The following is a 24,160-nucleotide window of genomic DNA, read 5'->3' as shown; positions in this document are numbered from 1 at the left end:
GACGAGTGGGCGTAGATCATCGACCAGCATGGCGATGAAAGTTAACACCCCTGCGTCACGTTTACAACCACTTTGCGCCACAAAAAAATGCCGTTCAGTCGCTTAACTGAACGGCATTAGGGCTTATGCGCCGCTATTTGCAAGGAAAATGTCCTCCGCAGCACCGGCGTGAGGAATCTGCGGTCTTCCTTGACTGAGTGCCCGTGGCTGGCGCGATGCGCCTGCCAATCCAAGTTATTGACCCGATTGTGCTACCGCGGAAACCGAAACGTCGCTCGGGGCCCATGGCATCGCCGCGTCCTATTACCTTGAACGGCAACTAGCGTTCGCCATACATGACTTGACCGAACTTTCAGACTGGTCAGACACGCCTTGGCACTAAATCTGGCCAGTACGAAACAGGTGTCTCATCGTCGGCACTACATTAAATCTCCTCGAAAACTACTCGATAAGCCAGTCAACCGATTGAGGGCACCATGAGAATCAACCTGATACTTGCTGACGACCATCCGGCTTTGATCGCCGGAGTCAAGCATGAGTTATCGCGAATCCACACGCTCAATGTAGTGGAGACGGCCCGCGATTCGACAGAAATTGTGGAATTGCTGTCGTGGGCACCGTGCGACATTCTCGTCACGGACTACTCGATGCCTGGCGGAGAATACGGTGACGGCATGGCAATGCTGTCGTTCTTGCGGCGCCGCCATCCTGACCTGAAAATTGTCGTATTCACTACGATCGACAACATGGCCATCGCTGCCGAATTGCGGAAAATCGGTATTCATTCCGTGCTGAACAAAGCAAGGGATATTGGCCGTTTGATTACAGCGATCCACGCCGTGCATGCCGGTGCAATCTATTTTTCACCCTCCACGCGCGAGCATGGCGAAGTGGCGGCAGCCGCGCAGTTCTCAAGCAAAAGCGTGTCCGCGCTATCGAGCCGGGAAGCGGAGGTCGTGCGTCTCTATGTGTCCGGCGTCACGATCACCGAAATAGCTGCGCAGTTGAATCGGACGAAGCAGACAGTGAGCAGCCAAAAGAGAACCGCAATGCGCAAGCTTGGCATTGAGCGCGATGCGGAGCTATTCAGATTTGCATACGAGATCGGATTTGCCGCTTCCATCGGTCAGCCAGAAGCAACGGCTACTGATGCGGACTCCAGCGACTCCGCAGAAGTTTGACGCATGCACGGCCGGCGATTGGTTTCGATGCGGGCGGGGTCAATTCCATGAGATTTTTTTCTTGATACGCCTCTCCTCAAAATCCCCATGTACGGGGGGGCCAATTTCAACAGTAATTCAAATCAACGAATACTCATCGCTTTCATTTCATATCCCGACGTGCTTACAGTAGTCGTCCGATCGCGGCCATTCTTGATGGTGAGCCGCTATTGAAGTGTTGAACGAGGTGGTCAGTCAGTTCAGATCGTGTCGATGTGACGGTGATCAGCAGCAAACCACGTTAGCACCTTGTCGACGCAATTGACGGATACGCGGCGATGCGTGCGATGACGTGGCGCAGGTGTGCCTTGAGACCGGGGCCATTCAATTTTGCGGCAACGCCATACGCACGAGACGAACGATCTCCAGCAGTGCATCGTCCTGTTCCGGCCGCTCCGCAAGCTCGCCAGGCGGCCGGGATTTCTGGTGCAAACGGCGATGTATCGAGTCGATCACGATATGACACTGAACGAACTGATGGTCGACAAGCGGTAAGCTGAGAAGTCTGGACGAGCTGTTCGATCGGCGACATGTCGATCGCGAGATCACCCTACTCAGTGTTTGCTGGTCCGGGAACGCTTATGCCGCCGGTTCGTAGGTATGCGCTGAGAGCGCCCGCCGACGGGCGCGAGCGCAACAGAAGTTGCCGTTCAGACGACTCGTCGCGAGCGAACACGCTGTTGCAAAGCGACCAAAATGCGCCACACGTCGCCCCAAAACTTATGGCGGCTAGCACTTCGTGATTGGGTAGCCGTGCGACCCGACAGCACCCTCAGAGAACCGCCTACAATGTGAGCCTTTGTTTTGGGCCAGACCCTGCCCCCAGTCCGACTATCCACTCATTGACAGTATTGCCAATGACTTCAGGATGGTCCTCCTGCAGGTAATGAATTCCATCGCCAAGCTCAACAACTCTGCAGTCCTGAAGTCTATCCGCAAATTTTTCAGCAATGTTCGGCGAGACCAGAGCACCGGGATTTGCAGTGAAAAGCAGCTTCGGATAAGCCGACTCTTCCAGCGCGCGATGTGCTTCCTCCAAAATCGAGTACACATCAGCCGGCTCTCCGGCGATCGGTAATTCATTCGGGAAGCGCCAGGTCGGTCGACGTGACTCAGGGGTTGGAAATGGTGCCCTGTACACAGACATTTCGTCATCCGTCAGTTTTCGTACGGTTGCCGCGGGCAGAACCTGCTCCACGAATGCATTGTCTTCAAGAATCATCTGCTCGCCCACGCCGGGCGTCCTGAACTTCTGGAAAATTTCGCGCGCGTCCGCATGAAAATCGTCCCACGTGGGCATTGGCCAGGTGAACTCCATAAAAGCAAGCCCACGAATAAACTCGGGCCGGCGGGCCGCCAGGTGAAATGCGAGCGCGGTTCCCCAGTCTTGCGCGATGACGTATGCCGACGAGATTCCAGCGTTATCGAGGAACGCGTCGAGGTAGCGCACATGATCGGTAAATCGATACTCGATGTCTGGCTTTCCCGACTGGCCGAACCCAATGAGGTCCGGTGCAATGCAATGCGCCACCGGCGCAACCAGCGGAATGATATTGCGCCATATGTACGACGATGTCGGGTTTCCATGCAGGAAAAGCGCCACCGGCGCCTCGGGATTTCCCGCCTCCCGGTAAGCCATTGTGGACCCCAGCACCTTCACATGTGGCAGCGCAACGTCAGAAAGGACAGTCATTTCTGCTCCTTGAATATGGTCTGGAAAACGATCTTCTTGAAGCGATCGAGCGCGGCGGGACCGCGTTCCACCTTCATGCGGAGAATTGCGCCTTCCCAGGAAGCGAGAAGAAATTCGGCGAGATCCAGCGGATCGAACGTTGAGTCGATTTCGCCGCCGGCTTGAGCCTCGGCGATGCAGGACGCGAACGGGGCACGCCATTCCTGGAATATTGCCTCCAGCCTCTCGCGCAAGCGTTCGCTCTGAGAGGTGGTCTCAAGACTGAAATCGCCGATCAGGCAACCGCGATTCCATTTGTCATCCGCCAATACGCCGCTGATGATGTCCAGATACCGTTTAAGTCGCTGCCGGGGAGTAAGTGACTTGTCGCCCAACGCCTCTCTGACCATCCCCTTGGTGTGAGCAAAATAGCGGTCCAGTACTTTCTCGGCAAACGCCTCTTTGGAACGGAAATGATTGGTAAAGGAGCCGTGTGGAGCACCTGCGGCTGCACAGATGTCGCGCACGCTCGCTCCCTCATATCCTGAACGAAGCATGACCTGGAGGCCGGCGGCAAGAATGTCTTCGCGAAATGATGGTTTGCCCATGACAGCAATACAGTCGTGCGTATTCCTGTAAAATACAGTCGTGCGTATTCGCGTGTCAAGTCCAAACTTGATCGATGTCCGCCTCGGGGGCACGGGCGGATGGTTGCGCATCCGTACGTGCCTCTGGCGGTGAATCAGCGTCTCGCAGAGTGCCTGCGATTCCGCATTTCGGCTTCCTCAGGCAATCCAGCCACCATCGACGGTCAGACTTTCGCCAGTGGTGTAGCCTGCTTCGGGGCTCGCCAGATACGCAACCGCCGCCGCGATTTCTTCGGGCTTGCCGAAGCGGCCCACGCTGGCGAGCTTGGTCATCGTTGCGTGGTCTTCCGTGCCGGGCTGGGGAGCCAGTTCAGTGTCGATCGGGCCGGGCTGGACCGCGTTGACGGTCACGCCGTACTTCCCCAACTCGCGCGAAAGACCGCGTGTGAAGCCCCGAATGGCGAATTTCGACGCGATGTAAAGCGTTACGCCAGGCAGCGGCGCCGCTTCGCCGAAAGCGGAGCCCACATTGATAATGCGTCCCCAGCCCGTCTTGATCATGCGCTTTGCCGCATCCTTCGCCAGTTCGATTGGCGCCCGCACATTCAGATTGAAGTGGGTGTCATAGGACGTCGGCGACGACTCGAGGAACGGTCCGTATTCGACGGTGCCCGCATTGTTGACGAGAATATCGAGCCGCCCTTCGAACTTGCCGCCGAAGACGTCGCTCACTGCATCGATCAACGCCGTCACACCTTCCGGCTTCGACAGATTGGCGCCCACTGCTTCGGCCTCGCCGCCTGCCGCGCGGATCGCCTTGACCACCGCCTCCGCGCGCTCCGGACTCGACGCGTAGTGGACGATGAGCGAAGCGCCGTCCCGCGCCAGACGGGTTGCGATGGCAGCGCCGATGCCGCGAGAAGCGCCGGTCACGAGTGCCAGTTTGCCTTTCAAAGCTTGAGTCATGATTACCTCGATAGTGAATTTTCAAGGGGCCGCGCAATACCCTGGCGCAGGGATTAGCGGACCGCTGCATGTGCGTCAATGCGTTCATGCATTGGTTGATGCATATCGTCCGCTCGCGTCGGAATACGCGGTAGTCATCGGTGAGGAATAGGTGCTATTCCTGCGCGGCGCTTTTTTTCGAACTGGGGCACCTCGTTGCGATGCGAGTCATCGCAACCGGGCCGCTTCGTTGCCGCGGCGAATGCGCCCAAGCGTGACATGCTTGCGCGGAATAGCTGTTATCGACGGCAGATGTGTTCTGGCGCAGATCTGGGAGAGTCAACCTGAGGCTATCGCAAGGCCCCGACGGCCTTGGTTAGTCAAGGAGATTTGCTTTGGCACTGCAAGACAGACTCGACGCAATCAAAGCCGACTTCAAAGCCGGCAAAGCGCCTTATCACGCACCGCCAGAAAGCCACCCGATCATGGAGCGCGCGACTGCTGAACTGATCGCGAGCGGTCAGGCGGGCCGCGCCATCAAGGCTGGCGACCGCGCACCGCCGTTCACGCTGAAGGACCAGAACGCCAACGACGTCTCGTCAGCCGATCTGCTCGCGCGGGGGCAACTCGTCGTGACGTTCTATCGCGGCGTATGGTCTCCGTACTGCAACATCGAGCTTCAGGCGATCAACGAAGTGCTGCCCCAGATTCACGCCTATGGCGCGAATGTGCTCGCCATTTCGCCGCAGACGCCGGTTCTTAGCCGCAAGTCGGTGCGCGAGAACAGGTTGGGGTTCCCGGTACTGAGCGACCTCAACGGCGAGACCAGCGCAGCGTTCGGCCTGCGCTTTTCGCTGCCTGGCTATCTCGTCGAGTTGTACAGGCGTCTGAGAAACGACCTCCCGACGTTCAACGACGACCCCAGTTGGACTCTGCCTATGCCTGCGCGTTACGTCATTGGGCGCGACGGTATCGTGCTGTACTCGGAAGTCAACGCGGACTACACGCGCCGTCCCGATCCGGGCGACATGCTCGTGGTGCTCGAAAAGGCCGCTTCGAACGCGTAAGCGGATAACTCAGTGGCCGCAATTCTGCTGTTTTCTGAGCCCGGCACATCAATCGGCAGTGGTCGATGCCGGGTCGATCGCCGCACCGCCATCGTGCCCGCCAAGCAGGTGCTCGACGAAAGCGACGAAGGCGCGCGCCTTCGTCGTCGCCATGCGGCCGGACGGGAAGACTGCCCAGACGTCGATCGGAGGCAGCGTCCATTCGGTGAGAACGGCTTGCACAGTGCCGTCGGCGAGTTCAGGGGAGAACATCCATTCCGACGCGACGGCGAGACCCATGTGCCCCAGCACCGCCGTGCGCATGCCCTCGGCGGCGCTCACGCTTACCCGGCCCGACACGACCACGGCGACCTCGGCGCCGTCGTCGCGGCTGAACGCCCACGACTCGCCGCCACCTCGCTGCGAGTAGACGATCGCCTGGTGCCGGCTCAGGTCAGCCGGTGTCTTCGGCATGCCGGCTTCCTCGAAATAGCGCGGCGTCCCGACAACCAGTCGCCGTCCTCGCAGGATGCGTCGCGCGGTCATCGTCGAGTCGTCGAGCGTCCCCATGCGCAGTGCCACGTCGACACCCTGTTCGAGCAGATCGATCGAGCGGTCGTCGAGGATGATGTCGATACTCAGTTTCGGATGCTGGTCGAGGAAGGTCTTGAGCGCGGGCAAAACATGCAGTCGCGCGAACGTGACGGCTGCACTGATCCGCAAGCGTCCGGAGAGGCCGCCCGTCGATTCCCGCACCGCCTGTTCGGCCTGATCTGCCTCATCGATCGCACGGCGGGCGTGCTCGTAAAATCGCTGACCCGCATCCGTCGGCGTGAGACCTCTCGTCGAGCGGAGCAGGAGCCGCGCGCCGAGATGCTCCTCCAGTTGCGCAATCGACTTCGAGACCGCAGGCTGACCGAGCTTCAGCCGGCGAGCGGCGGCAGAAAAGGAACCCGCGTCCACCACGTTTACGAACGTTTCCATCGCCGTCATGCGGTCCATGCGTTCCTCTCCTGCCACCTGTTGTCATCTGACAGCACAGTCTACCGAGCATCGGCTCCTGCTGTCTCCGGTGGCGGGATCACCGGCTGCTGCAGATGTCGAGGGGCGCACCCACGCCGTAACGAATCGCCGCCTCACATCGCGCGTAGACACGGTCTGGTCCTGAATGACTACTGTCGCGGGTCAAGCGTGGAAAGCTCCATTGTCGCGCCGCTGCGCGTCTGCGCTTGTGGCCGAACTCTATCGGATGGTGACTGGATCAATTCGACCCGAATCGATCCGTCGCTCGAACCCGGTCGAGAGATCCGCTTTCGCGACATAGTGGTCGCTCAACGGCTTTCGTTTCCACCGAACATGCGATACCAGCCAGATATTGTTTATCAGCTTTCCGGTTACTGGATGTTGGCATCGTCCGCAGTCAATCGCGCCTGGATAGTTGCTGGTGATCGCCGGATCACAGATGGCGGGATATCGATGGCACGCAGAAGCGCTTGCGGCCACAAGGTATTCTCGCGGAGGCAATCAGCGGACGAATACGGTTGCGCCACGTCGCATCTCAACATTTTCGGCCTAAAGCTCTGCTCGATAGGCCAGGAAGAGGGAACCTGGCTCGCGTGAACAACCGAATGATCGCCTTTTATGCCATACCGCAGACATCCATTTTCGCAGCGGCCTATAACTGGAAGCGAAAGAGTTCGGATTTGTCCAACCGGAAGATCAGCGATAAATGGGTCCAGCCTGCTAGCCGATAGTCGTGATCGACGAGGTAACGATATATTTCCGACTTCATGATGTCGTTTATCGACATCAATGTCGATTCCACGATGACAATCTTTGGCCTGTACTTGTTGATATCAATTGACCGCAGCACCTGATAGTCGTGACCTTCCGCGTCGATTGAAAGCAGATCGATCTCGCGAGTTGAGTAACAGCTATTCTCCAGCACGTCATCGAGCGTCGTCGTTTCGACGTTCCTCACGGAGACGGGGGAATCGGTGCGTCTCGCAGCCTCTGCCGGTTCTATGGTCGAAGTTAGTCCGTAAGCGGAAAAACTGTAGGCTTGCCGCGTTGCCTTCTCGTTAGAAATCGCTGCGCAGACGTTGGTATCGTCAGACCGCGCCAGCTTGAATGCATCGATCTTCACTGGGTCCATATCGATGTTGATGCCGCGCCACCCTCGCCTGTACAACGCGTATGTATTCGAAAACTTGATGGGATGATAGGCGCCCACATCGACGTAAACACCATTGTTAAAGGTCGGGCTGATGATCTCACGCAGTACGGCATCTTCTCCATACTGGGAGTAGTACCGGCGTGCGCTCCGGGTTATCCAGGTCTTTCGTACAAGCCACATTGAGTGAGGGATGTCTTTGAAAGTCCACATAATGGCCCGAACCCGGCGCTCGATCGACGTGTATTGCCGTAGCCTAGACAATCTCGAGCGATTTGCAAGCCTTCCTCCACTCTCACCGGGTGACCACCGGAATTCCCGCACGCAAAAAATGAACGCCGACCGGTAACGAGAAAACAGACGGCTGGCGAGACCTCATCGGCGAACAGTGCTTCCGCTGACGAGCGGTTAGTACTAGCCTAGAAGATGGGGTAAAGCGGCGGACCCGTTGGCGAAAATGTACGAAGTCAGATTCGCCGGTGATCTGTCGTCTCTACCGGTGCGCTGTCGCAACGGAGCGAGGTCCGATATGCAATTGTCCGCCGTCACAATCGTCAAGCCCGAAACCACCAACTTCATCCTCGGGCAAACCCATTTCATCAAATCCGTCGAGGATATTCACGAGGCAATCGTTGGCACCGTGCCCGGCATCAAGTTCGGCCTGGCGTTTTGCGAGGCTTCCGGCAAGCGCCTCGTACGCCAGTCCGGCACTGACGAGAGCCTGGTCGAGATGGCTTGCAAAAACGCAATGAGCGTCGCCGCGGGCCACAGCTTCTTTGTTTTTCTCGGGGACGGCTTTTACCCGGTCAACGTGCTGAACGCGCTCAAGGCGGTGCCCGAGGTATGCCGGATTTTCTGTGCGACAGCGAATCCCGTCGAGGTGTTGATTGCAGAAACGAACCAGGGCCGTGGCATCGTCGGTGTGATTGACGGATTTTCGCCGCTCGGCGTCGAAGGCGCGGAAGACGTGCAATGGCGCAAGGATCTGTTGCGCACGATCGGTTACAAGCTTTAGCGGCCATCACGCGCATGCCGTCCCGCCTGCCGCACGGACTGTCGTAGCAGGTTGGAGGCAGCGCTACATGAGCTTCGTATCACTGCGCGCAGCAGTCAATGATCGTGCCCAATGACCAACGTGTCGCCCCGACGAACCATGGAAAATCGCCGCCTCGCCCCGGGAACCCTGTGGCCCGCCACGCTGCGCCAGGCCCGGCATGCACTGCGTTGCGGCGCGCTGCAACCGATCGAAACCATCCAGGCGGTGATCGAAAGTGGCGGCATCCGCTTTGTCGTGCGGCAAGTCTCCAGCCTGAGCCGCAAGGAGCAGCAGCGCCGGCAAACGCGAAGGCTTCATGGAGGGGAGCGCCCATCGGCGAATCCATTCCTTCCCTACGACCCGGATCTCTTTGTCGCGGACATCTCAGACACGCACCTGGCTTTGCTCAACAAGTTCAATGTCATCGACAATCATCTGCTGATCGTTACCCGCGATTTCGAACCGCAGGAAGCGCTCCTCAATCTGGCCGATTTCGAGTCGCTGATGACCTGTCTGGCCGAGTTCGACGGCATCGGCTTCTACAATGCAGGCGCTGCCGCGGGCGCGAGTCAGGCGCACAAGCATCTGCAAATCGTACCGCTGCCACTCGGCGACTTTGAACCGGCGGTCCCCATCGAGCCCATTCTTGCATCCACACTCGTCGATGGTCTGGCGCACCGCGTACCAGGCCTGCCATTCCGGCATGCGTTCGCGCGCCTCGAGCCCGGCACGATGACCTCTGTGGATGCGGCGCTGTCGGCCCTCTCCTGCTATCGAGCACTGCTCGAAGCGGTCGGCGTCCGACCGGTCGAGGTCAGCGGCGAGCTTCATCAACCGGCGCCCTACAACCTGCTCGTGACACGCGAATGGATGCTGCTTGTGCCAAGGTCGGAAGAACGTGTCGCGGGCGTATCAATAAACGCATTGGGATTCGCCGGATCGCTCTTCGTGCGCGACGCGGCGCAGATGAAGGTGATCGAGCAACTCGGTCCGATGGCCGCGCTGCAACGCGTCGCGCTGCCCGCGACCGCCTCGCGATAGCGCGTCGATGCGGCCGCGTCAGCCGCGTCGACAGATCACTTGGCCGCCAACGGCGGCCTCCGGCCCGAAAGGGTGTTCTATCCGGTCGTCTGATCAATGGCCGTTCTTCGAACAGTCCTGGTCTTCCGATCGTGCGCTAAACGCGCGTCGGCGAGGTGCATGCCGACAGCCTCCTGGGCTAGTGTTCCACTTGCCAGTGCACATCAAGCAGGTGTTCTCGCCCGACGTAAATGCATTGACAACGGTACCGTAGTTGTCGACTGCCAGGATGCCGATTCCAGTGAAGAAAGCGGTGTCGGCGTAGCCCGTGTGAGCGTTGACGTTGACGTTGACGTTGACGTTCACGTCGCGCACCACTCCCCTCATGCCAGAAGAGTCACCGTGCGTAACGCGAGCGATCGACTACCTAACGGTCTCGATGCGAATGATGACCTTCATCGCCCACCTCGGCTGGATGTGACCGTCACAATGCTCGATGAGAGACATGCGATACCCAAGGCTTTTAACGCTCGGGGCCACGCCTCCCCCGTCACAGCCGCTGCACGGTCAGACTTTCCATGACATAAGGCGCGTACCGGAAATCACGGATCGCGACAATACGCTCGTCGACCCAGTCAAGCAGGATGACATACGCGACGGGGGCGGCGGCCACCGCCGGATCGGTGACCAGCAGGACAGGACGATGCTCCGCCCAGCCCAGCGCGAGCGAACAACTGGGCGCCTCTGCATAACGTGTGAAGTAGATCGAGACGTCTTTGCGCCCCGCGAGACGCGTTCGATTCACGAGGTCGAGGCGGACTTCCTCGGAAAGCAGATCGCGTAGTGCGTCGAAGTCGCGGGCGTTGAAGCGCTCGGCGTAAGCGCGCAACCGCTCGAGGTCGGCTTCGGCGAGGCGCGGCAGCGCAGCTTCGGAAACGTCGACCAGTTCCCTGAGCCGGCCGCGCCCCCGGTGCAGCGCGGCCTTGACCGCGGGCACGCTGACGCTGAGAATCGCAGCCGTTTCCGTTAGCGAATAGCCAAGCACATCCGCGAGCACCACACATGAGCGCTGGATGATGGACAGGTGCAGGAACATCGCGAGGCTCGCAGCCGCCGCCACTCTCGCATCGGCCTGGGCGCCATGGTCCGCCAGATTCGCCAATGCTTCGTCGGACTCCACGAGTCCTTGCCGCTTGCGGCGGCGCAGCGCGTCCAGCGCCGCGTTGTGAGCGATGCCCAGCAGCCAGCTTTCCGGCCGCAGGATCTCACCGGCAGCCGGAAATGCCGCGGCCGCATTGAACAGCGCTTCCTGGACGACATCTTCGCCGTCGAACGCCGAGCCCAGCATACGCGTGCAATACCGGTGCAGACGCGGGCGCATCGCCGCCATCAATTGAGTCAGTCCATCCGAATCCAAAGCGCAAGCCTCCGGTTGATCCAACACGCCAATATCGGATAGACGTTCCGGCGTCCGCAAAGGATGCGTTCCGGCAAAAATTCTTGCAACCGCGCATCCTTTTGCCGCTCGTTGTCGTCTCTACGTTTATCGGCGCACACCGGCGCCGGAACCGTGAAAGGAAAATATCATGCAACGACTGACCTTGGTACGCTACGCGATCAAGCCCGACCAGATCGCGGAAAACGAAGCGCTCTCGCGAGCCGTGTTCGACGAGCTTCGGGCTACGGCGCCCGAACACGCGGCCTATGCGCTCTTTAAAAATGGCCACGAGTTCGTCCATGTCTTCATGAATCTTGCCGCTGACGATTCGGCGGTCGTCACCGAGCTTCCTGCCTTCAAGGCGTACCAGAAAGATTTCGCAGCACGCTGCGAAGCGCCGGCCGAAGTCTTGCGATTGGGCCTCGACATGCTGGACTCGTACGGTTTGCCGAACGGATCGGCAGCGCGCTGAAACAGGCAAATCTGCTTCGAAGCCTGCGGTGCTGGCGAAGGGTTTCACCAGCACCGCCGATGCGGACCCGAACTCAGCAATCACGGCCGCAGTCCGGGCATGGAACGGGCAACAATGCGTGGCTTCGCAGGCGTTCCAATGCGGACGTTCGGTCGCCCCGAGGCCATTGCCGGCCGAGTCGGCGGCATGGTTATGGCAAGAATGAACCGACCGTGCGCGGCCTGGACAATCGATCTTCTCAAGATTGCGGGCGGTCGTGACCGATTGGTGCGGGGAAGCCACAACACAGGCTTTGAAACGCGATTTCCGCTGAACCACGTGTGCGAGTTCGAGGATCGAGCAGTTCATCCGAATCTCGTGAAACCATCGGGGCTCCAGCGTTCGCTTCCTACGCCGTGGTGAACGAAGAACAAACCATCGGGATCGTACCGATCCTTAACGGCGAGCAGCCTGCTGTAATTCGAGCCCCAGAAGGACCGCTGCCACTGCGCGTCGAAAAAATCGCTTTCAGCGAGGTAAGAACCGGGTTGCGGAACCAGCTTGCGAACTTCGTCCATTGCATGCCCGATAGCCCGCGCGTTCCAGCGCGCCAGCTCGGTGTCGGGCTCGTGGCCCTGGATGCCCGGATAGGCTGGCGGACCTTCCGCCGCGGCGATGAGCAACGCGAAGGCGTCTAGCGCCGCAGGGTTCGTGGCGGTATTCCTTGCCGCGGCGATGGCTTCATCCGGCGCACCCGCCAAGCCCTTATTGACGTGCAGCGTCACGCTCCATTGGCGGGTCGCGGCAAATAGTGTGTCGGCCAGGGCCTGACGCCGGTCATCTTGCAGCAAGGCCGCGGGAAGCCACGCGGACTCGTAGCCGTGCAACACTTGTCCCGCCTCTCCCCGATTACCCGACCAGAAGACGTTGTCCTTGGGGGCGCCTGGCCTGTCGTCGGTACTGACGAAACCGAGGAGTCTCTTGAACATCGTTGGAGCCCAGAAATCGCGGGCTGAGGTTGCCACGATCTTGAATGGGGAGAACTCGACCTTGAAATCGTCCGGTGTACGAGCGACCGTATCCATGAACGGCCGCCAGACTGCCTGTGCTTCGCCGCGGCTGAGCCCCTGGAACACCATCGCGATCTTGAGGACATTGTCGTGGCGCAGGGTGATCTGTTCGCCCCAATGCGGATTCAGCAGGTTCTGTTGATAGAAGTCCACGATCAAGCCGATCAGCCGGTGAAACGCAGGCGCCGATGCGGCCTTGACCGTCATGTTCACCGCGCCGAAGGTCTCCGGCAATTCGTGGACCCGCAGCGTAAGTCGTGTGACCACGCCCAGGCTGCCGCCGCCTCCGCCTTTCAGCCCCCAGAACAGATCAGGATTCGTGCATGCATTAGCGATCCGGACGGCACCGTCCGCCGTAACGACTTCGGCTTCAAGCAGGCTTCCCGCCGCCAGTCCATATGCCTTGGAAAAGCTGCCGAACCCGCCGCTCTGGATCAGGCCGGCCACGCCGACCGTCATGCAGCCGCCGCCTTGCACATAACCACCTGCGTGCGTAGTGACCGCGTCATACACATGCGCCCAGAGCGCACCGGCGCCGACCGTGACTGCCCGCACCGGCGGTGTATGCCCCTCGCATCCCTCACCAACAAACGCATCCTGCAGAGTGATGCCGTTAATTTTTCTCGTCCAGATCAGCAGCGAGTCCGGCGCATTCGATGTGCCTTGATAGCTGTGGCCCCCGCCCTTCACCACGAGGCGCATATTGTGCCGGCGTGCGAAGTCGACAGCGGCGACCACGTCGTTCGTATTGCGGGCGGCCACCGCATAGACGCTAGGCATCGATATCCACGCATCTACCCACCCGAGGGACTGCGTCAGGCCCAGCTCGTCGCCGAGAAAATAGGGATTCTTGAGTTCCTTGAATAGCTGCCTGCACTCGTCACTATCGGGTGACTTCAGGCAAGTCGCCAACGGCGATTGCACCTTGACCAATGCACCGCCGACTTGCTGGCTGAGTTCGTTCCACTGAGTCTCGGACGGCCAGCCCGGCTCCCCCGGGCGCACGCGAGCAAGCGTTCCGGATGCCGGCGCTTGCGCCGAGGCGAGCATCTGTTTCCGGGCGCCATACGAAAATGTGATTCCGACCGCACATTGCAAAAGACGTCGTCTTTTCGAGGACATGTCTTTGTTTGAAGATTTCATCGGTATGCGTGAAATCGCGATGTGGTCACAACTCGGATGACTGAAAAACCAGCGGAACGCTTCGAATAATGGAGCGACCCGAAGACTTGCCTCGGAGCGTTCGAAGTCTGTCAGACGGGCTGATTCAAATCATTGGCTCCTGGCCCGCTGCCGGGCAGATTATCAACGATTAAGCGTTCGCGGTCGAGTGGCCGAAAGTGCCCGAGGTCGTGGTGTGCAACATGTTGTGGGACAGCAAGCAGCCCCACCGTTCGAAGTGGCTATCCGACCGTGCGTTCGGACGTGGCCCTCCTCGATGCGCAGCCTCATGAGCTGGCTGTCGACGTCGCCGACCTTCAGTGCCACGACGTCATTCGCACTCAGTCCGGCAACATAGGCCGCCCGACAGCGCGGTCTCCACTTCGTCCGGGCTACCGCAAGCCGTCAAGTTATAAAGCTGTCGAAGCAGGTTCAGCGCACCTCATACCACGTTGATGTTATGTAACTTCCGCGATAAAACAGCAGCGCCGGGAATATCGATTTTGCATTCCCTGAGTTATCCGGCGGCGAGCGGTCCGCAGATCTTATCGCGATGCAATGCTCAACTTTGTCCACGAGTAGCGGTTCGACGCATGCAACGGTTTTTCCGTCTGACATTCCGCAGTCCTGTCCGTAAAAATCCGCGCATAACCAACCAGCTCGTCCGATTTGCACCACCATCGTCGTATGCCGCTCGGCAAGTGAGCGGGACGACATGGGATCGCCCTTGAATTCCGCGCGAGGTGACATATGCTGCCGTGGTATGTGCCTATCTGCTTTGTGTAGCAAATTCGATTTAGAGAGGCCGCCAACAGGCGCGACACGGCCCGATAACTACCGAAAAGCGCGGATGCAGCGCACCTGTCACAGTTCAAACCCATTGGGATGAGGCTGCATGTTCAGGAGACGTCGCGATGGGCCAGCGTTCCACTTCAAGTGCCGCACAGCAAGGCACCCTCGACTCCAACGAACTTCGACTGATCGATGCCTGGTGGCGCGCGTGCAACTACCTCTCGGTCGGCATGATCTATCTGATCGACAATCCCTTGTTGAAGGAGCCGCTGAGGGTCGATCACGTGAAGCAGCGTCTGCTTGGGCATTGGGGAGCAAGCCCCGCGCTTTCGTTTGTCTGGGCGCATCTGAACCGTGTCATCAAGCGCGACGACCTCGACGTGATCTTCATGGCCGGCCCGGGCCATGGTGCTCCTGGCGTGCTCGGTCCCGCCTATCTGGAAGGCACCTATTCGGAGGTGTATCCGGATAAGAGCGAAGACGCCGAGGGCATGCAGAAATTCTTCAAGCAATTCTCGTTTCCCGGCCATATCGGTTCGCATGTCACACCGGAGACCCCTGGCTCGATTCACGAAGGCGGCGAACTGGGTTACAGCCTGTCCCACGCATATGGCGCCGCGCTCGACAATCCGGACCTCATCGTCGCCTGCGTGGTCGGCGACGGCGAGGCGGAAACGGGACCGCTCGCCACCGCCTGGCATTCGAACAAATTCGTCAATCCTGCTCGCGACGGCACCGTGCTGCCGATTCTCAACCTGAACGGCTACAAGATCGCCAATCCGACCATCCTCGCGCGCATCAGCCACCGGGAACTCGAGGCGTTGTTCGAGGGCTATGGCTATAAGCCGTTTTTTGTCGAGGGATCGGACCATGCCGAGATGCATGAAAAGATGGCCGCCACGCTCGACACCATCATTGCGGAGATTCGCGCGATTCACGAGAAAGCGCGCGCAGGCGGCGAGCCCGAGCGGCCGCGCTGGCCGATGATCGTGCTGCGCACGCCCAAAGGCTGGTCTGGGCCCAAGGAGGTAAAAGGCCACAAAGCCGAGGGCTCGTGGCGTTCACATCAGGTGCCGTTCGCCGATGTACGCGCCAATCCCGATAGCCTCGCGCTACTGGAGAGCTGGTTGCACAGCTACAAGCCCGACGAGCTTTTCGATTCCAGCGGGCGGCTGATCCCGGAACTGCGGGCGCTCGCGCCAACCGGGTCAAGACGCATCAGCGCGAATCCGCACGCGAACGGCGGCGTGTTACGCAGAGAGCTGAAGCTGCCGGATTTCCGCTCCTATGCAGTCGAGGTCTCTCACGCGGGCCAGGTGCTGCAGGAGAATACGCGGCCACTAGGCGAATTTCTACGCGACACCATGCGCGCCAACATGAGCACTTTCCGCGTGTTCGGCCCGGACGAAACGGCTTCCAATCGTCTGCAGGCAATCTACGAGGTCAGCAAAAAGGTCTGGATGGGCGATCTGCTACCCGAGGACGAGGACGGCGGAGAACTGTCGCGCGACGGCCGGGTGATGGAAATGCTCTCGGAGCATACGCTGGTGGGATGGCTCGAGGGCTATCTCCTTTCGGGGCGGCACGGCTTCTTCCACACCTACGAGGCATTCGCGCATGTAGTGGATTCGATGTTCAATCAGCACGCGAAATGGCTGGACATCTGCAAGAACCATGTGCCGTGGCGCGCGTCGGTGTCGTCGCAAAACATCCTGTTGTCGTCGACCGTGTGGCGGCAGGATCACAACGGCTTCTCCCATCAGGACCCAGGCTTCATCGACCTCGTCACCAACAAGAGCCCGTCGGTCACGCGCGTCTACCTTCCGCCAGATGCGAATACGCTGCTCGTGGTGGCCGACGAATGTCTGCGCTCGACCGACTGCATCAACATCATCGTGGCGGACAAGCAGAAGCACCTGCAGTTCACCACCATCGACGAAGCGGTCGTGCACTGCGCGAAAGGGCTGGGCGTGTGGCGGCGCGCGAGCAACGACGAGGGCGAGGAACCGGACGTGGTGATGGCAGCGTGTGGCGACGTCGCCACTCAGGAGGCACTGGCGGCGACGGCAATCTTGCGCGAGCGGCTGCCCGAGCTCAAACTGCGCTTCGTGAACGTGGTGGATCTCTTCAGGATGCAGCCCGCGAGCGAGCATCCGCACGGCTCGACCGAACGCGAGTTCGACAGCCTGTTCACGGTGGACAAGCCGGTGATCTTCAACTTCCACGGCTATCCGTGGTTGATCCACAAGCTGGCCTATCGCTTCCGCAACCACGAACATCTGCACGTGCGCGGTTACAAGGAGAAGGGCAACATTAACACGCCGCTCGAACTGGCGATCCTCAATCAGGTCGATCGCTTCAATCTGGTAATCGATGTCCTCGACCGGGTGCCGCGATTGCAGGCGAGAACGGCGCATCTCAGGGAAGACATGAAGAACGCCATCATCGCCAACCTGAACCATGCGCATACGCACGGCATCGACCGCGCCGAGATCACCGACTGGGTGTGGCCAGACTGAGTACCCAAGGGAAAAACCATGGCCGCAGATCTGCCCGCCAGAGCATCCGGCAGCGCCGAACCCGCGCGAAGCGGACTGGATGCCGACGCACTGCAGCGCGACGTCATCGACAACCTGATCTGCCAGCAGGCCCGCTATCCAGCCATCGCCACCCCACATGACTGGTATAGGGCACTGGCCTGCAGCGTGCGCGACCGCATGCTGGCCCGCTGGGTGGCGACCGTGCAGACCTATGCCGCACGTGACGTGCGGGTTGCCTGCTATCTCTCCGCCGAGTTCCTGATCGGGCCGCAACTCGGCAACAACATCGTCAACCTGGGCATCGAGGCCAATACGCGCACAGCCATGCTGGCGCTCGGCCAGGACCTCGACATGCTGCTCGCGCTGGAAGAAGAACCCGGGCTCGGCAACGGCGGGCTTGGGCGGCTCGCTGCCTGCTACCTGGATTCACTCGCCACACTTGAAACTCCGGCAATCGGCTATGGCATCCGCTATGAGTTCGGCATCTTCGATCAGCAGATCCGCGACGGCTGGCAGGAGGAAGTCACCGACAAGTGGCTGCAAAAGGGCAATCCGTGGGAGATCGTGCACCCCGACGTAACGTGCTATGTGTCCTTCGGCGGTCGCACGGAGAACGACACCGACGCGCAGGGCCGTCTTCGCGTCCGCTGGATACCGGCGAACCAGGTCAAGGGCGTGGCCTGCGACATCCCGATACTCGGCTTTCACGTCAACACGTGCAACACGCTGAGGCTATGGAAGAGCGAGGCGGTCGAGTCGTTCGATTTGCAAGACTTCAATGCCGGGGACTACTACCAGGCCGTGCAGGAAAAAGTGATCTCCGAGACGCTGTCCAAGGTGCTCTACCCGAACGATGAGCCTGAAGCGGGTAAGCGCCTGCGTCTCGCGCAGCAGTACTTTTTCGTTTCATGCTCGCTTCAGGACATGTTTCGTCTGCTCGATCTCAAGGGCGAACCGGCGTCGTCCTTCGCGGACAGGTTCGCGGTGCAGTTGAACGATACCCATCCGGCGATCGCGGTCGCCGAGCTGATGCGGCTACTGGTCGACGAGCGGCAACTGGGGTGGGACGAGGCATGGGACATCACCCGGCGCTCACTGGCCTATACGAACCATACGCTTTTGCCCGAAGCGCTCGAGACCTGGGGGCTGCCGCTTTTCCGGAGCCTGCTGCCACGCCCGCTGGAGATCATCTATGAGATCAACCGCCGGTTCCTCGACGAACTCCGGCAGCGCTACGCCGGTGACGAGGCGCGCGTGGCCCGGATGTCGCTGATCGACGAACGCGGCAAGAAGCTGCTGCGCATGGCACACCTCGCGACCGTCGGCAGCCATGCGGTGAATGGCGTGGCCGCGCTGCACTCGACACTCCTCAAGCAGACGGTGCTGCGGGATTTCGCCGAGCTGTGGCCTGAGCGGTTCCACAACGTCACGAACGGCGTCACGCCGCGACGCTTCATGTTGCTCTGCAACCCCGGGCTCGCGCGGCTGCTCGACGAAACCGTCGGAGAAGGTTGGATCACCGACCTCACGCGGCTGCGGGAATTGGCAGCCCATGCCGACGACGCGGCCTTCAGGGAGCGGTGGTGTCGCGTCAAACTTTCGAACAAGGAAGCGCTGGCCGCGCGGATCCGAAGCGCAACGGGGATCGTTGTGGACCCCGGCACGTTGTTCGACATTCAGGTCAAGCGCATTCACGAATACAAGCGCCAGCACCTGAATGCACTCTTCATTATCAGTCTCTACCAACGCCTGCGGCGCAATCCGCAACTGGCGTGCGCGCCCCGCTGCTTCGTGTTCGGCGGCAAGGCGGCGCCGGGCTATGCGATGGCCAAACTGATCATCCGCCTGATCAATGGTGTGGCCGAAGTGGTGAACAACGACCCGGCGGTGAACGATCGACTGAAGGTCGTGTTCTTTCCCGACTTCAACGTCAAGAACGCGCACTTCATCTATCCGGCGGCGGACCTTTCCGAGCAGATCTCAACGGCCGGCAAGGAGGCATCGGGCACCGGCAACATGAAGTTCATGATGAACGGCGCGCTGACAATCGGAACACTGGATGGCGCCAACGTCGAGATCCGCGAGGAAGTCGGCGACGAGAATTTCTTTCTTTTCGGTCTGACCGCGGAGCAGGTCGAGCGCGTGAGGCGCGGGGGCTACCGGCCGGAAGACTACGCGAACGGGAATCCCGAGCTGCGTGAAGCCTTGGCGCTGATTGCCGAGGGGCACTTCTCGCGCGGCGACCGCAACATGTTCCGCGCGTTGGTCGAGAATCTGCTGCGCGTCGATCCATTCCTCGTGCTAGCCGACTATGCCGACTATATGGCATGCCAGGAGCGCGTGAGCGCCGCCTGGCAGGACCCACAACGCTGGGCTCGCATGTCCATCCTCAACACCGCGTATGCGGGCAAGTTCTCGTCCGACCGCGCGATCGGCGAGTATTGCGAGCAGATCTGGAAGATCCGTCCTGTAAAGATCGACCTGGACCGACTTTGACGCACCGCTCCGGAGCCTGCCCGCGGGCCCGTTCCACCTGCCGTGCGCTGCGTTCAGTTCGCGCTAATTTGATTCGAAAGCGCCCTACCCGTCTCGAACTCCGTGACGCTTTGCAGAGTCGTTGCGCAGATCGTCGTTACCGCCTCGCGCGTGAGAAAAGCCTGGTGCCCCGTCACGATCACGTTCGGGAACGTGATGAGACGCTGCAGTATGTCGTCGGTGATGATGGTGTCGGACAGGTCGCGGAAGAACAGGTTCGCCTCCTGCTCGTACACATCGATCGCAAGCCCGCCCAACTGCCCGCTCCTCAACGCCGCGATGACCGCCTCGGTGTCGATGAGGCCGCCACGGCTCGTGTTGATCAGGAGCGCGCCGGGCTTCGCGCGCGATAGCGTGTCGGCGTCGATGATGTGATAGGTGTCGGGCGTGAGCGGGCAGTGCAGCGAGATGACGTCCGCGCGCTCGGCGATTTCCCCCGGCAGCGCGTAACGCGCGCCCAGCGCCTCGAATTCCGGCGATGGAAACCTGTCATAGCCGATCACGTCGCAGCCGAATCCCACCATGATTTTGCTGAAGACTCGCCCGATCTTCCCCGTGCCGATCACGGCGACCGTCTTGCCGCACAGGTCGAAGCCCATCAGGCTGTCGAGGGAAAAATTGAAGTCGCGCGTGCGATTGTAGGCGCGGTGAATCTTGCGGTTGATCGCCATCAGCAAGGCGACGGCATGCTCGGCCACCGAGTTCGGCGAGTAGTCCACCACCCGCACCACCTTGATCCCGAGGTCCTCCGCGGCTTTCAGATCGACGTTGTTGAAGCCGGTGCAGCGCAGCGCGACGAGCTTCGTGCCGCCCCGCCCGAGCGCCTGCAGCACGGCGGCATCCGCCCTGTCATTGACGAAGATGCACACGGCGCCGTGCCCCGCGGCGAGGCCGACCGTGTCGACGTCGAGGGGAACGTCGAAGTACTGAAGGCGATGGTGGTGCGCCGCATTCGCGGCATTCAGATACTCGCGGTCGTAGGGCTTCGCGCTGAAGACGGCTATGTCCATTGTGTGCCTCCGTGGCTGGTCGAGGTTCAGGGATTCAGCGGCGGCGCGCTACCCGAGCGCCAGCGGCGCGGCGACCTGCAGGACATCGTAGGTGAGCGGCCCGTTGTGGCGCTCGGGGCGCACTGCGGCGGTCTCGATGAGCCTGGGCGATGGCCGTACGATATTCGGTTTGAGCAGTGCGCTAAGGACATACAGAAAGACAATCGGCCCCGCGACGCCGAACGGATGCGCGGCCTTGTAGCGCACGGTGGGGCCGTCGCTCTTCGTCGCGGCCATCGCCGCTTGCAGCTTGACGCCGAAGCGCGGCACCAACGCGACCGTCAAAAACAACGTGAAGGGCTGCAGGGTTTCAAGCAACGTCCTCACTGCATCCATGGCGGTTCCTTTCAAGGCGCACAGACGCAACGGCGAATAGAATCGCCGCTCCTGGAACGCCACCCACCCGCTCGACGCCCGCCCGATCATACCGCCTGGGATTAAAGCTTCTCGACCGTCTGAAGGTGAATTTTCAATGTAGGTTCAAAAACATAGAAGGACAATGCGACCATGGTCTGATGCGGTGACAGTGGGCGCCAATTACTGTTTGCGGCGCACCTGCCGGCACCTCTTTCCATCGAAATTGCCAGTAAAGAAGCCGCTCTGGCTCAACAGGCAAACTCACCACTTACTCAATTCGCAAACAGACCTCGTCAAAACGCGAGCGCATTAATTCGGTCAGCGAATCACCAAGTCGTTGCCTATGATTGAGCTAGGCTGGCCCCAGTCCTCCGCAGCGCAACTCCCCGGCAAGCCTAGGGTTTTACCCTAACCCGATCGATCCCCTGAGCTTTTGGCCATCGTCGACAGCGAAGACCGGGCTCGCGGCGCTCAAATCGAAGAGTTTCAACCGGGCGTCAAACCAAAGGAGTCGCGCAGATGAAAGCCCCCCAGCGTCCAATACGCATCGAGTTGGCGGCGCCGCTCTCAGGCGTGATGGTGCCGCTTGCAACCGTGCCCGATCCGGTCTTCGCGCAGAAGATGGTCGGCGACGGCGTGTCGATCGACCCGATCTCGGACGAGCTGCTCTCCCCGCTGCCCGGCAAGGTCACGCAACTGCATCGCGCGAACCACGCCGCGACGGTTACGGGAGATAACGGGCTCGAGGTGTTGCTGCACATCGGGCTCGATACGGTGATGCTGCGCGGCGAAGGCTTCACTCCACTGGTCAAGGAAGGCGATACCGTCGCGACGGGCCAGCCGCTGATCCGTTTCGATCCACTCGTCGTCGGTGCGAAGGCGGCGAGCCTGCTCACGCAGATGGTGATCGCCAACGGCGATCTCGTCACGCGCTACGTGCCCGCGACGGGACTCGTCACCGCGGGCAAGGACACGGCGCTGTCTGTCGAACTCGTCGGCAGCGAGCCCGCGGAAGATACGGGCAGCACGGCGGGCGCGATCGTCTCCGACGAAGTCACCCTGCCGAATCCCGCAGGCCTGCACGCACGGCCTGCCGCGGTCGTCGCCGTCGAAGCGAAAAAGTACAAGTCCGAGATCCGCCTGCTGCGCGGCGGCGACAGTGCGAACGCCAAGTCGGTCGTGGCGCTGATGGGGCTCGCGACGAACTTCGGCGACAAGATCCGCGTCCAGGCGGCCGGTCCCGACGCGGGCGAAGCCGCCGCCGCGATCGCGCGTTTGCTGGCAGCAGGTTCGGGCGAAAAACCCGGCGACGCCCCCGCTGCCGCACCGGCCGCGGCGCCGCCTACCCCCGTCGCCGCCACCCGCACGGCCCCCGCCGACGCCAATGAGCTGACCGGCGTATCGGCCTCGCCCGGGCTCGCGGTCGGCAAGATCGTGCAGTTCCGCCAGGAAGTCATCGACGTCGCGGAAGCGGGCGAATCGCCGCAGCGCGAACGGGCGCGGCTCGAATCGGCCCGGCACGAAGCGCGCCAGCAGATCGAGGCGGTCAAAGCCAAACTCACCGATCCCTCGAAGGCGCAAATCCTCGACGCGCACCTCGAACTGCTCGAAGACCCCGACCTTAGCGACCTGGCAATCGGCGCGATCAGCGAAGGCAAGAGCGCGGGCTTCGCGTGGCGCGCTGCTGTCGAGACGCAGGCGCGCTCGCTCGATGCGCTCGACAATCCGCTCTTGCGCGAACGCGCCGGCGACATTCGTGATGTCGGGCGCCGCATGCTGGCACTGCTTGCCGGCGTGAAGCAGGCGCAGATCGAAGTGCCTGCCGATTCGATCCTGATCGCCGAGGAGCTTTCGCCGTCCGACACCGCCTCACTCGATCGCAGCAAGGTGGTCGGTTTCTGCACGACGACCGGCGGCGCCACGAGTCACGTCGCGATCCTCGCGCGCTCGCTGGGTATCCCGGCGATTTGCGGCATCGACGAAGAAGCGCTCCAGCTTCCCGATGGGACGCTCGTCGTGCTCGATGGCACGCATGGCAGCTTGCGGCGCAATCCGAGCGCCGGGGAGCTCGATCAGGCACGCGAACGCATCGGACGCCAGACGGCGAAACGCGAAGAAGAGAAGCTTGCCGCAAGCAAGCTTGCCGTGACGGCCGACGGTCATCGCGTCGAGGTGGTCGCGAACATCCGCAACGCGCAGGAAGCGCGCGATGCAGTGGCGGCCGGCGCCGAAGGGGTGGGCCTGTTGCGCTCCGAGTTCCTGTTCGACAACCGCGACACCGCGCCGTCTGAGGATGAGCAAGCCGCGCAATACTGCGCGGTGGCCGAAGCGCTCGGCCGCGAGCGTCCGCTCGTGGTCCGCACGCTCGACGTCGGCGGCGACAAGCCGCTCTCCTACCTGCCGCTGCCCGCGGAAGACAACCCCTTCCTCGGCCTGCGCGGCGTGCGCGTGAGTCTCGACCGCCCCGACATCTTCCGCACGCAGCTGCGGGCGATCTTGCGCGCCGCCTCCATCGGCAATCTGCATGTGATGTTTCCGATGGTCGCCGCGATCGAGGAAGTGCGCGCGGCCAGAAAGATCCTGCTGGAAGAGGCCGGCGATCGCGCGAGCAGCGTCAAGGTCGGCGTGATGATCGAAGTGCCGTCTGCCGCGCTGATCGCCGAGCCGCTCGCGCGCGAAGTCGATTTCTTTTCGATCGGCACCAACGATCTGACGCAATATACGCTCGCGATGGACCGCGGGCATCCGAAGCTTGCGAAGCAAGCCGACGCGCTGCACCCGGCGGTGCTGCGCCTGATCGGCATGACGGTCGACGGCGCGCACAAGCATGGCAAATGGGTCGGTATTTGCGGCGGCATGGCGTCGGATACGATGGCCGTGCCCGTACTCGTCGGCCTCGGCGTCGATGAACTCTCGGTCAGCGTGCCGGCGGTCGGGTCCATCAAGGCCCAGCTCGCGAGGATCACGATGGACGAAGCCCGCAAGCTCGCCGCCAGCGTGCTGCAGCTCGGCACCGCTGCCGAGGTCCGCGCCCTCCTCACCCCCTACGCCGAATAAGCTGGCCAGCG

Annotated in this window: 18 protein-coding genes and 1 pseudogene; 9 read left to right on the top strand and 10 right to left on the bottom strand. The window is 61.2% G+C overall.

Features of this window, described 5'->3' with window-relative positions:
- The first annotated feature begins 476 nt into the window (after window positions 1-476).
- Window positions 477-1,181: a response regulator gene (locus FVF58_RS21310; RefSeq protein ID WP_149671822.1), complete on the top strand. Its 705-nt coding sequence runs from the start codon at window positions 477-479 to the stop codon at window positions 1,179-1,181.
- A gap of 823 nt (window positions 1,182-2,004) precedes the next feature.
- Here FVF58_RS21310 and FVF58_RS21305 read toward each other — a convergent pair.
- The 3 genes from FVF58_RS21305 to FVF58_RS21295 all read right to left on the bottom strand — a co-directional run bounded on the left by FVF58_RS21305 (window position 2,005) and on the right by FVF58_RS21295 (window position 4,445).
- Entirely contained in the window at window positions 2,005-2,913 is a 909-nt protein-coding gene (locus tag FVF58_RS21305; RefSeq protein ID WP_149671821.1) for a haloalkane dehalogenase, read from the bottom strand.
- The gene (locus FVF58_RS21300; RefSeq protein WP_149671820.1) at window positions 2,910-3,500 is read right to left on the bottom strand and encodes a TetR/AcrR family transcriptional regulator; all 591 of its coding nucleotides are present in this window, start codon (window positions 3,498-3,500) and stop codon (window positions 2,910-2,912) included. Before FVF58_RS21300 ends, FVF58_RS21305 begins: the two co-directional genes overlap by 4 nt.
- 177 nt (window positions 3,501-3,677) lie before the next feature.
- Entirely contained in the window at window positions 3,678-4,445 is a 768-nt protein-coding gene (locus FVF58_RS21295) for an SDR family NAD(P)-dependent oxidoreductase (protein ID WP_149671819.1), read from the bottom strand.
- A gap of 374 nt (window positions 4,446-4,819) precedes the next feature.
- Here FVF58_RS21295 and FVF58_RS21290 point away from each other — a divergent pair, with 374 nt between their 5' ends.
- Complete coding sequence (locus FVF58_RS21290; RefSeq protein WP_149671818.1) at window positions 4,820-5,491, top strand: peroxiredoxin-like family protein; 672 nt, start codon at window positions 4,820-4,822, stop codon at window positions 5,489-5,491.
- A 48-nt stretch (window positions 5,492-5,539) separates the two neighbouring features.
- Here FVF58_RS21290 and FVF58_RS21285 read toward each other — a convergent pair whose 3' ends face one another.
- On the bottom strand, window positions 5,540-6,472 hold the full coding sequence (locus tag FVF58_RS21285; RefSeq protein WP_149671817.1) for a LysR family transcriptional regulator: 933 nt from the start codon (window positions 6,470-6,472) through the stop codon (window positions 5,540-5,542).
- A 189-nt stretch (window positions 6,473-6,661) separates the two neighbouring features.
- Here FVF58_RS21285 and FVF58_RS21280 point away from each other — a divergent pair, with 189 nt between their 5' ends.
- Window positions 6,662-7,090, top strand: a complete 429-nt coding sequence (locus tag FVF58_RS21280; RefSeq protein ID WP_149671816.1) for a hypothetical protein — start codon at window positions 6,662-6,664, stop codon at window positions 7,088-7,090.
- Window positions 7,091-7,145: 55 nt separating this feature from the next.
- Here the strand turns inward: FVF58_RS21280 and FVF58_RS21275 are convergent, their stop codons facing one another.
- Window positions 7,146-7,826, bottom strand: a complete 681-nt coding sequence (locus tag FVF58_RS21275; RefSeq protein WP_246217144.1) for an FkbM family methyltransferase — start codon at window positions 7,824-7,826, stop codon at window positions 7,146-7,148.
- 346 nt (window positions 7,827-8,172) lie between these two features.
- Between FVF58_RS21275 and FVF58_RS21270 the strand changes: the two genes are divergently transcribed.
- Together FVF58_RS21270 and FVF58_RS21265 are read left to right on the top strand one after the other, a co-directional pair.
- Window positions 8,173-8,658, top strand: a complete 486-nt coding sequence (locus FVF58_RS21270; protein WP_149671814.1) for an adenosine-specific kinase — start codon at window positions 8,173-8,175, stop codon at window positions 8,656-8,658.
- Window positions 8,659-8,796: 138 nt separating this feature from the next.
- Complete coding sequence (locus tag FVF58_RS21265) at window positions 8,797-9,720, top strand: ATP adenylyltransferase family protein (protein ID WP_149671813.1); 924 nt, start codon at window positions 8,797-8,799, stop codon at window positions 9,718-9,720.
- A 529-nt stretch (window positions 9,721-10,249) separates the two neighbouring features.
- On the opposite strand, the gene FVF58_RS21260 is transcribed toward FVF58_RS21265, so the two are convergent.
- Complete coding sequence (locus tag FVF58_RS21260) at window positions 10,250-11,116, bottom strand: RNA polymerase sigma factor (RefSeq protein WP_246217143.1); 867 nt, start codon at window positions 11,114-11,116, stop codon at window positions 10,250-10,252.
- Between the two features lie 169 nt (window positions 11,117-11,285).
- On the opposite strand from FVF58_RS21260, the gene FVF58_RS21255 reads away from it, so the two are divergent.
- Window positions 11,286-11,609, top strand: coding sequence for a hypothetical protein (locus FVF58_RS21255; RefSeq protein ID WP_149671811.1), 324 nt, complete (start codon window positions 11,286-11,288; stop codon window positions 11,607-11,609).
- Between the two features lie 344 nt (window positions 11,610-11,953).
- Here FVF58_RS21255 and FVF58_RS21250 read toward each other — a convergent pair whose 3' ends face one another.
- Window positions 11,954-13,801, bottom strand: coding sequence for an FAD-dependent oxidoreductase (locus FVF58_RS21250; RefSeq protein ID WP_149671810.1), 1,848 nt, complete (start codon window positions 13,799-13,801; stop codon window positions 11,954-11,956).
- Window positions 13,802-14,077: 276 nt separating this feature from the next.
- A pseudogene (locus tag FVF58_RS52895) lies at window positions 14,078-14,179 on the bottom strand (integrase); the annotation flags it as partial.
- 554 nt (window positions 14,180-14,733) lie between these two features.
- Here FVF58_RS52895 and FVF58_RS21240 point away from each other — a divergent pair.
- Entirely contained in the window at window positions 14,734-17,130 is a 2,397-nt protein-coding gene (locus tag FVF58_RS21240; protein WP_149671809.1) for a phosphoketolase family protein, read from the top strand.
- 18 nt (window positions 17,131-17,148) lie between these two features.
- A complete protein-coding gene (locus FVF58_RS21235) occupies window positions 17,149-19,647 on the top strand; it encodes a glycogen/starch/alpha-glucan phosphorylase (RefSeq protein WP_149671808.1) in 2,499 nt (832 codons plus the stop codon).
- 53 nt (window positions 19,648-19,700) lie between these two features.
- Here FVF58_RS21235 and FVF58_RS21230 read toward each other — a convergent pair whose 3' ends face one another.
- The gene (locus FVF58_RS21230) at window positions 19,701-20,696 is read right to left on the bottom strand and encodes a 2-hydroxyacid dehydrogenase (RefSeq protein WP_149671807.1); all 996 of its coding nucleotides are present in this window, start codon (window positions 20,694-20,696) and stop codon (window positions 19,701-19,703) included.
- Window positions 20,697-20,744: 48 nt separating this feature from the next.
- A complete protein-coding gene (locus FVF58_RS52890) occupies window positions 20,745-21,134 on the bottom strand; it encodes a hypothetical protein (RefSeq protein ID WP_246217142.1) in 390 nt (129 codons plus the stop codon).
- A 477-nt stretch (window positions 21,135-21,611) separates the two neighbouring features.
- Between FVF58_RS52890 and ptsP the strand changes: the two genes are divergently transcribed.
- On the top strand, window positions 21,612-24,149 hold the full coding sequence (ptsP, locus tag FVF58_RS21220) for a phosphoenolpyruvate--protein phosphotransferase (RefSeq protein ID WP_149671806.1): 2,538 nt from the start codon (window positions 21,612-21,614) through the stop codon (window positions 24,147-24,149).
- Window positions 24,150-24,160 lie beyond the last annotated feature (11 nt).

The sequence above is a fragment of the Paraburkholderia panacisoli genome, from assembly GCF_008369935.1.
Taxonomy (GTDB): domain Bacteria; phylum Pseudomonadota; class Gammaproteobacteria; order Burkholderiales; family Burkholderiaceae; genus Paraburkholderia; species Paraburkholderia panacisoli.
This window is presented reverse-complemented; position numbering and strand designations above follow the sequence as displayed.

Excerpts from the sequence above, each read along its gene's own strand:
- FVF58_RS21310 (WP_149671822.1), top strand. The coding sequence starts at position 477 with ATGAGAATCAACCTGATACTTGCTGACGACCATCCGGCTTTGATCGCC.
- FVF58_RS21305 (WP_149671821.1), bottom strand. The coding sequence starts at position 2,913 with ATGACTGTCCTTTCTGACGTTGCGCTGCCACATGTGAAGGTGCTGGGG.
- FVF58_RS21300 (WP_149671820.1), bottom strand. The coding sequence starts at position 3,500 with ATGGGCAAACCATCATTTCGCGAAGACATTCTTGCCGCCGGCCTCCAG.
- FVF58_RS21295 (WP_149671819.1), bottom strand. The coding sequence starts at position 4,445 with ATGACTCAAGCTTTGAAAGGCAAACTGGCACTCGTGACCGGCGCTTCT.
- FVF58_RS21285 (WP_149671817.1), bottom strand. The coding sequence starts at position 6,472 with ATGGACCGCATGACGGCGATGGAAACGTTCGTAAACGTGGTGGACGCG.
- FVF58_RS21275 (WP_246217144.1), bottom strand. The coding sequence starts at position 7,826 with ATGTGGCTTGTACGAAAGACCTGGATAACCCGGAGCGCACGCCGGTAC.
- FVF58_RS21270 (WP_149671814.1), top strand. The coding sequence starts at position 8,173 with ATGCAATTGTCCGCCGTCACAATCGTCAAGCCCGAAACCACCAACTTC.
- FVF58_RS21265 (WP_149671813.1), top strand. The coding sequence starts at position 8,797 with ATGGAAAATCGCCGCCTCGCCCCGGGAACCCTGTGGCCCGCCACGCTG.
- FVF58_RS21255 (WP_149671811.1), top strand. The coding sequence starts at position 11,286 with ATGCAACGACTGACCTTGGTACGCTACGCGATCAAGCCCGACCAGATC.
- FVF58_RS21250 (WP_149671810.1), bottom strand. The coding sequence starts at position 13,801 with ATGAAATCTTCAAACAAAGACATGTCCTCGAAAAGACGACGTCTTTTG.
- FVF58_RS21240 (WP_149671809.1), top strand. The coding sequence starts at position 14,734 with ATGGGCCAGCGTTCCACTTCAAGTGCCGCACAGCAAGGCACCCTCGAC.
- FVF58_RS21235 (WP_149671808.1), top strand. The coding sequence starts at position 17,149 with ATGGCCGCAGATCTGCCCGCCAGAGCATCCGGCAGCGCCGAACCCGCG.
- FVF58_RS21230 (WP_149671807.1), bottom strand. The coding sequence starts at position 20,696 with ATGGACATAGCCGTCTTCAGCGCGAAGCCCTACGACCGCGAGTATCTG.
- ptsP (WP_149671806.1), top strand. The coding sequence starts at position 21,612 with ATGAAAGCCCCCCAGCGTCCAATACGCATCGAGTTGGCGGCGCCGCTC.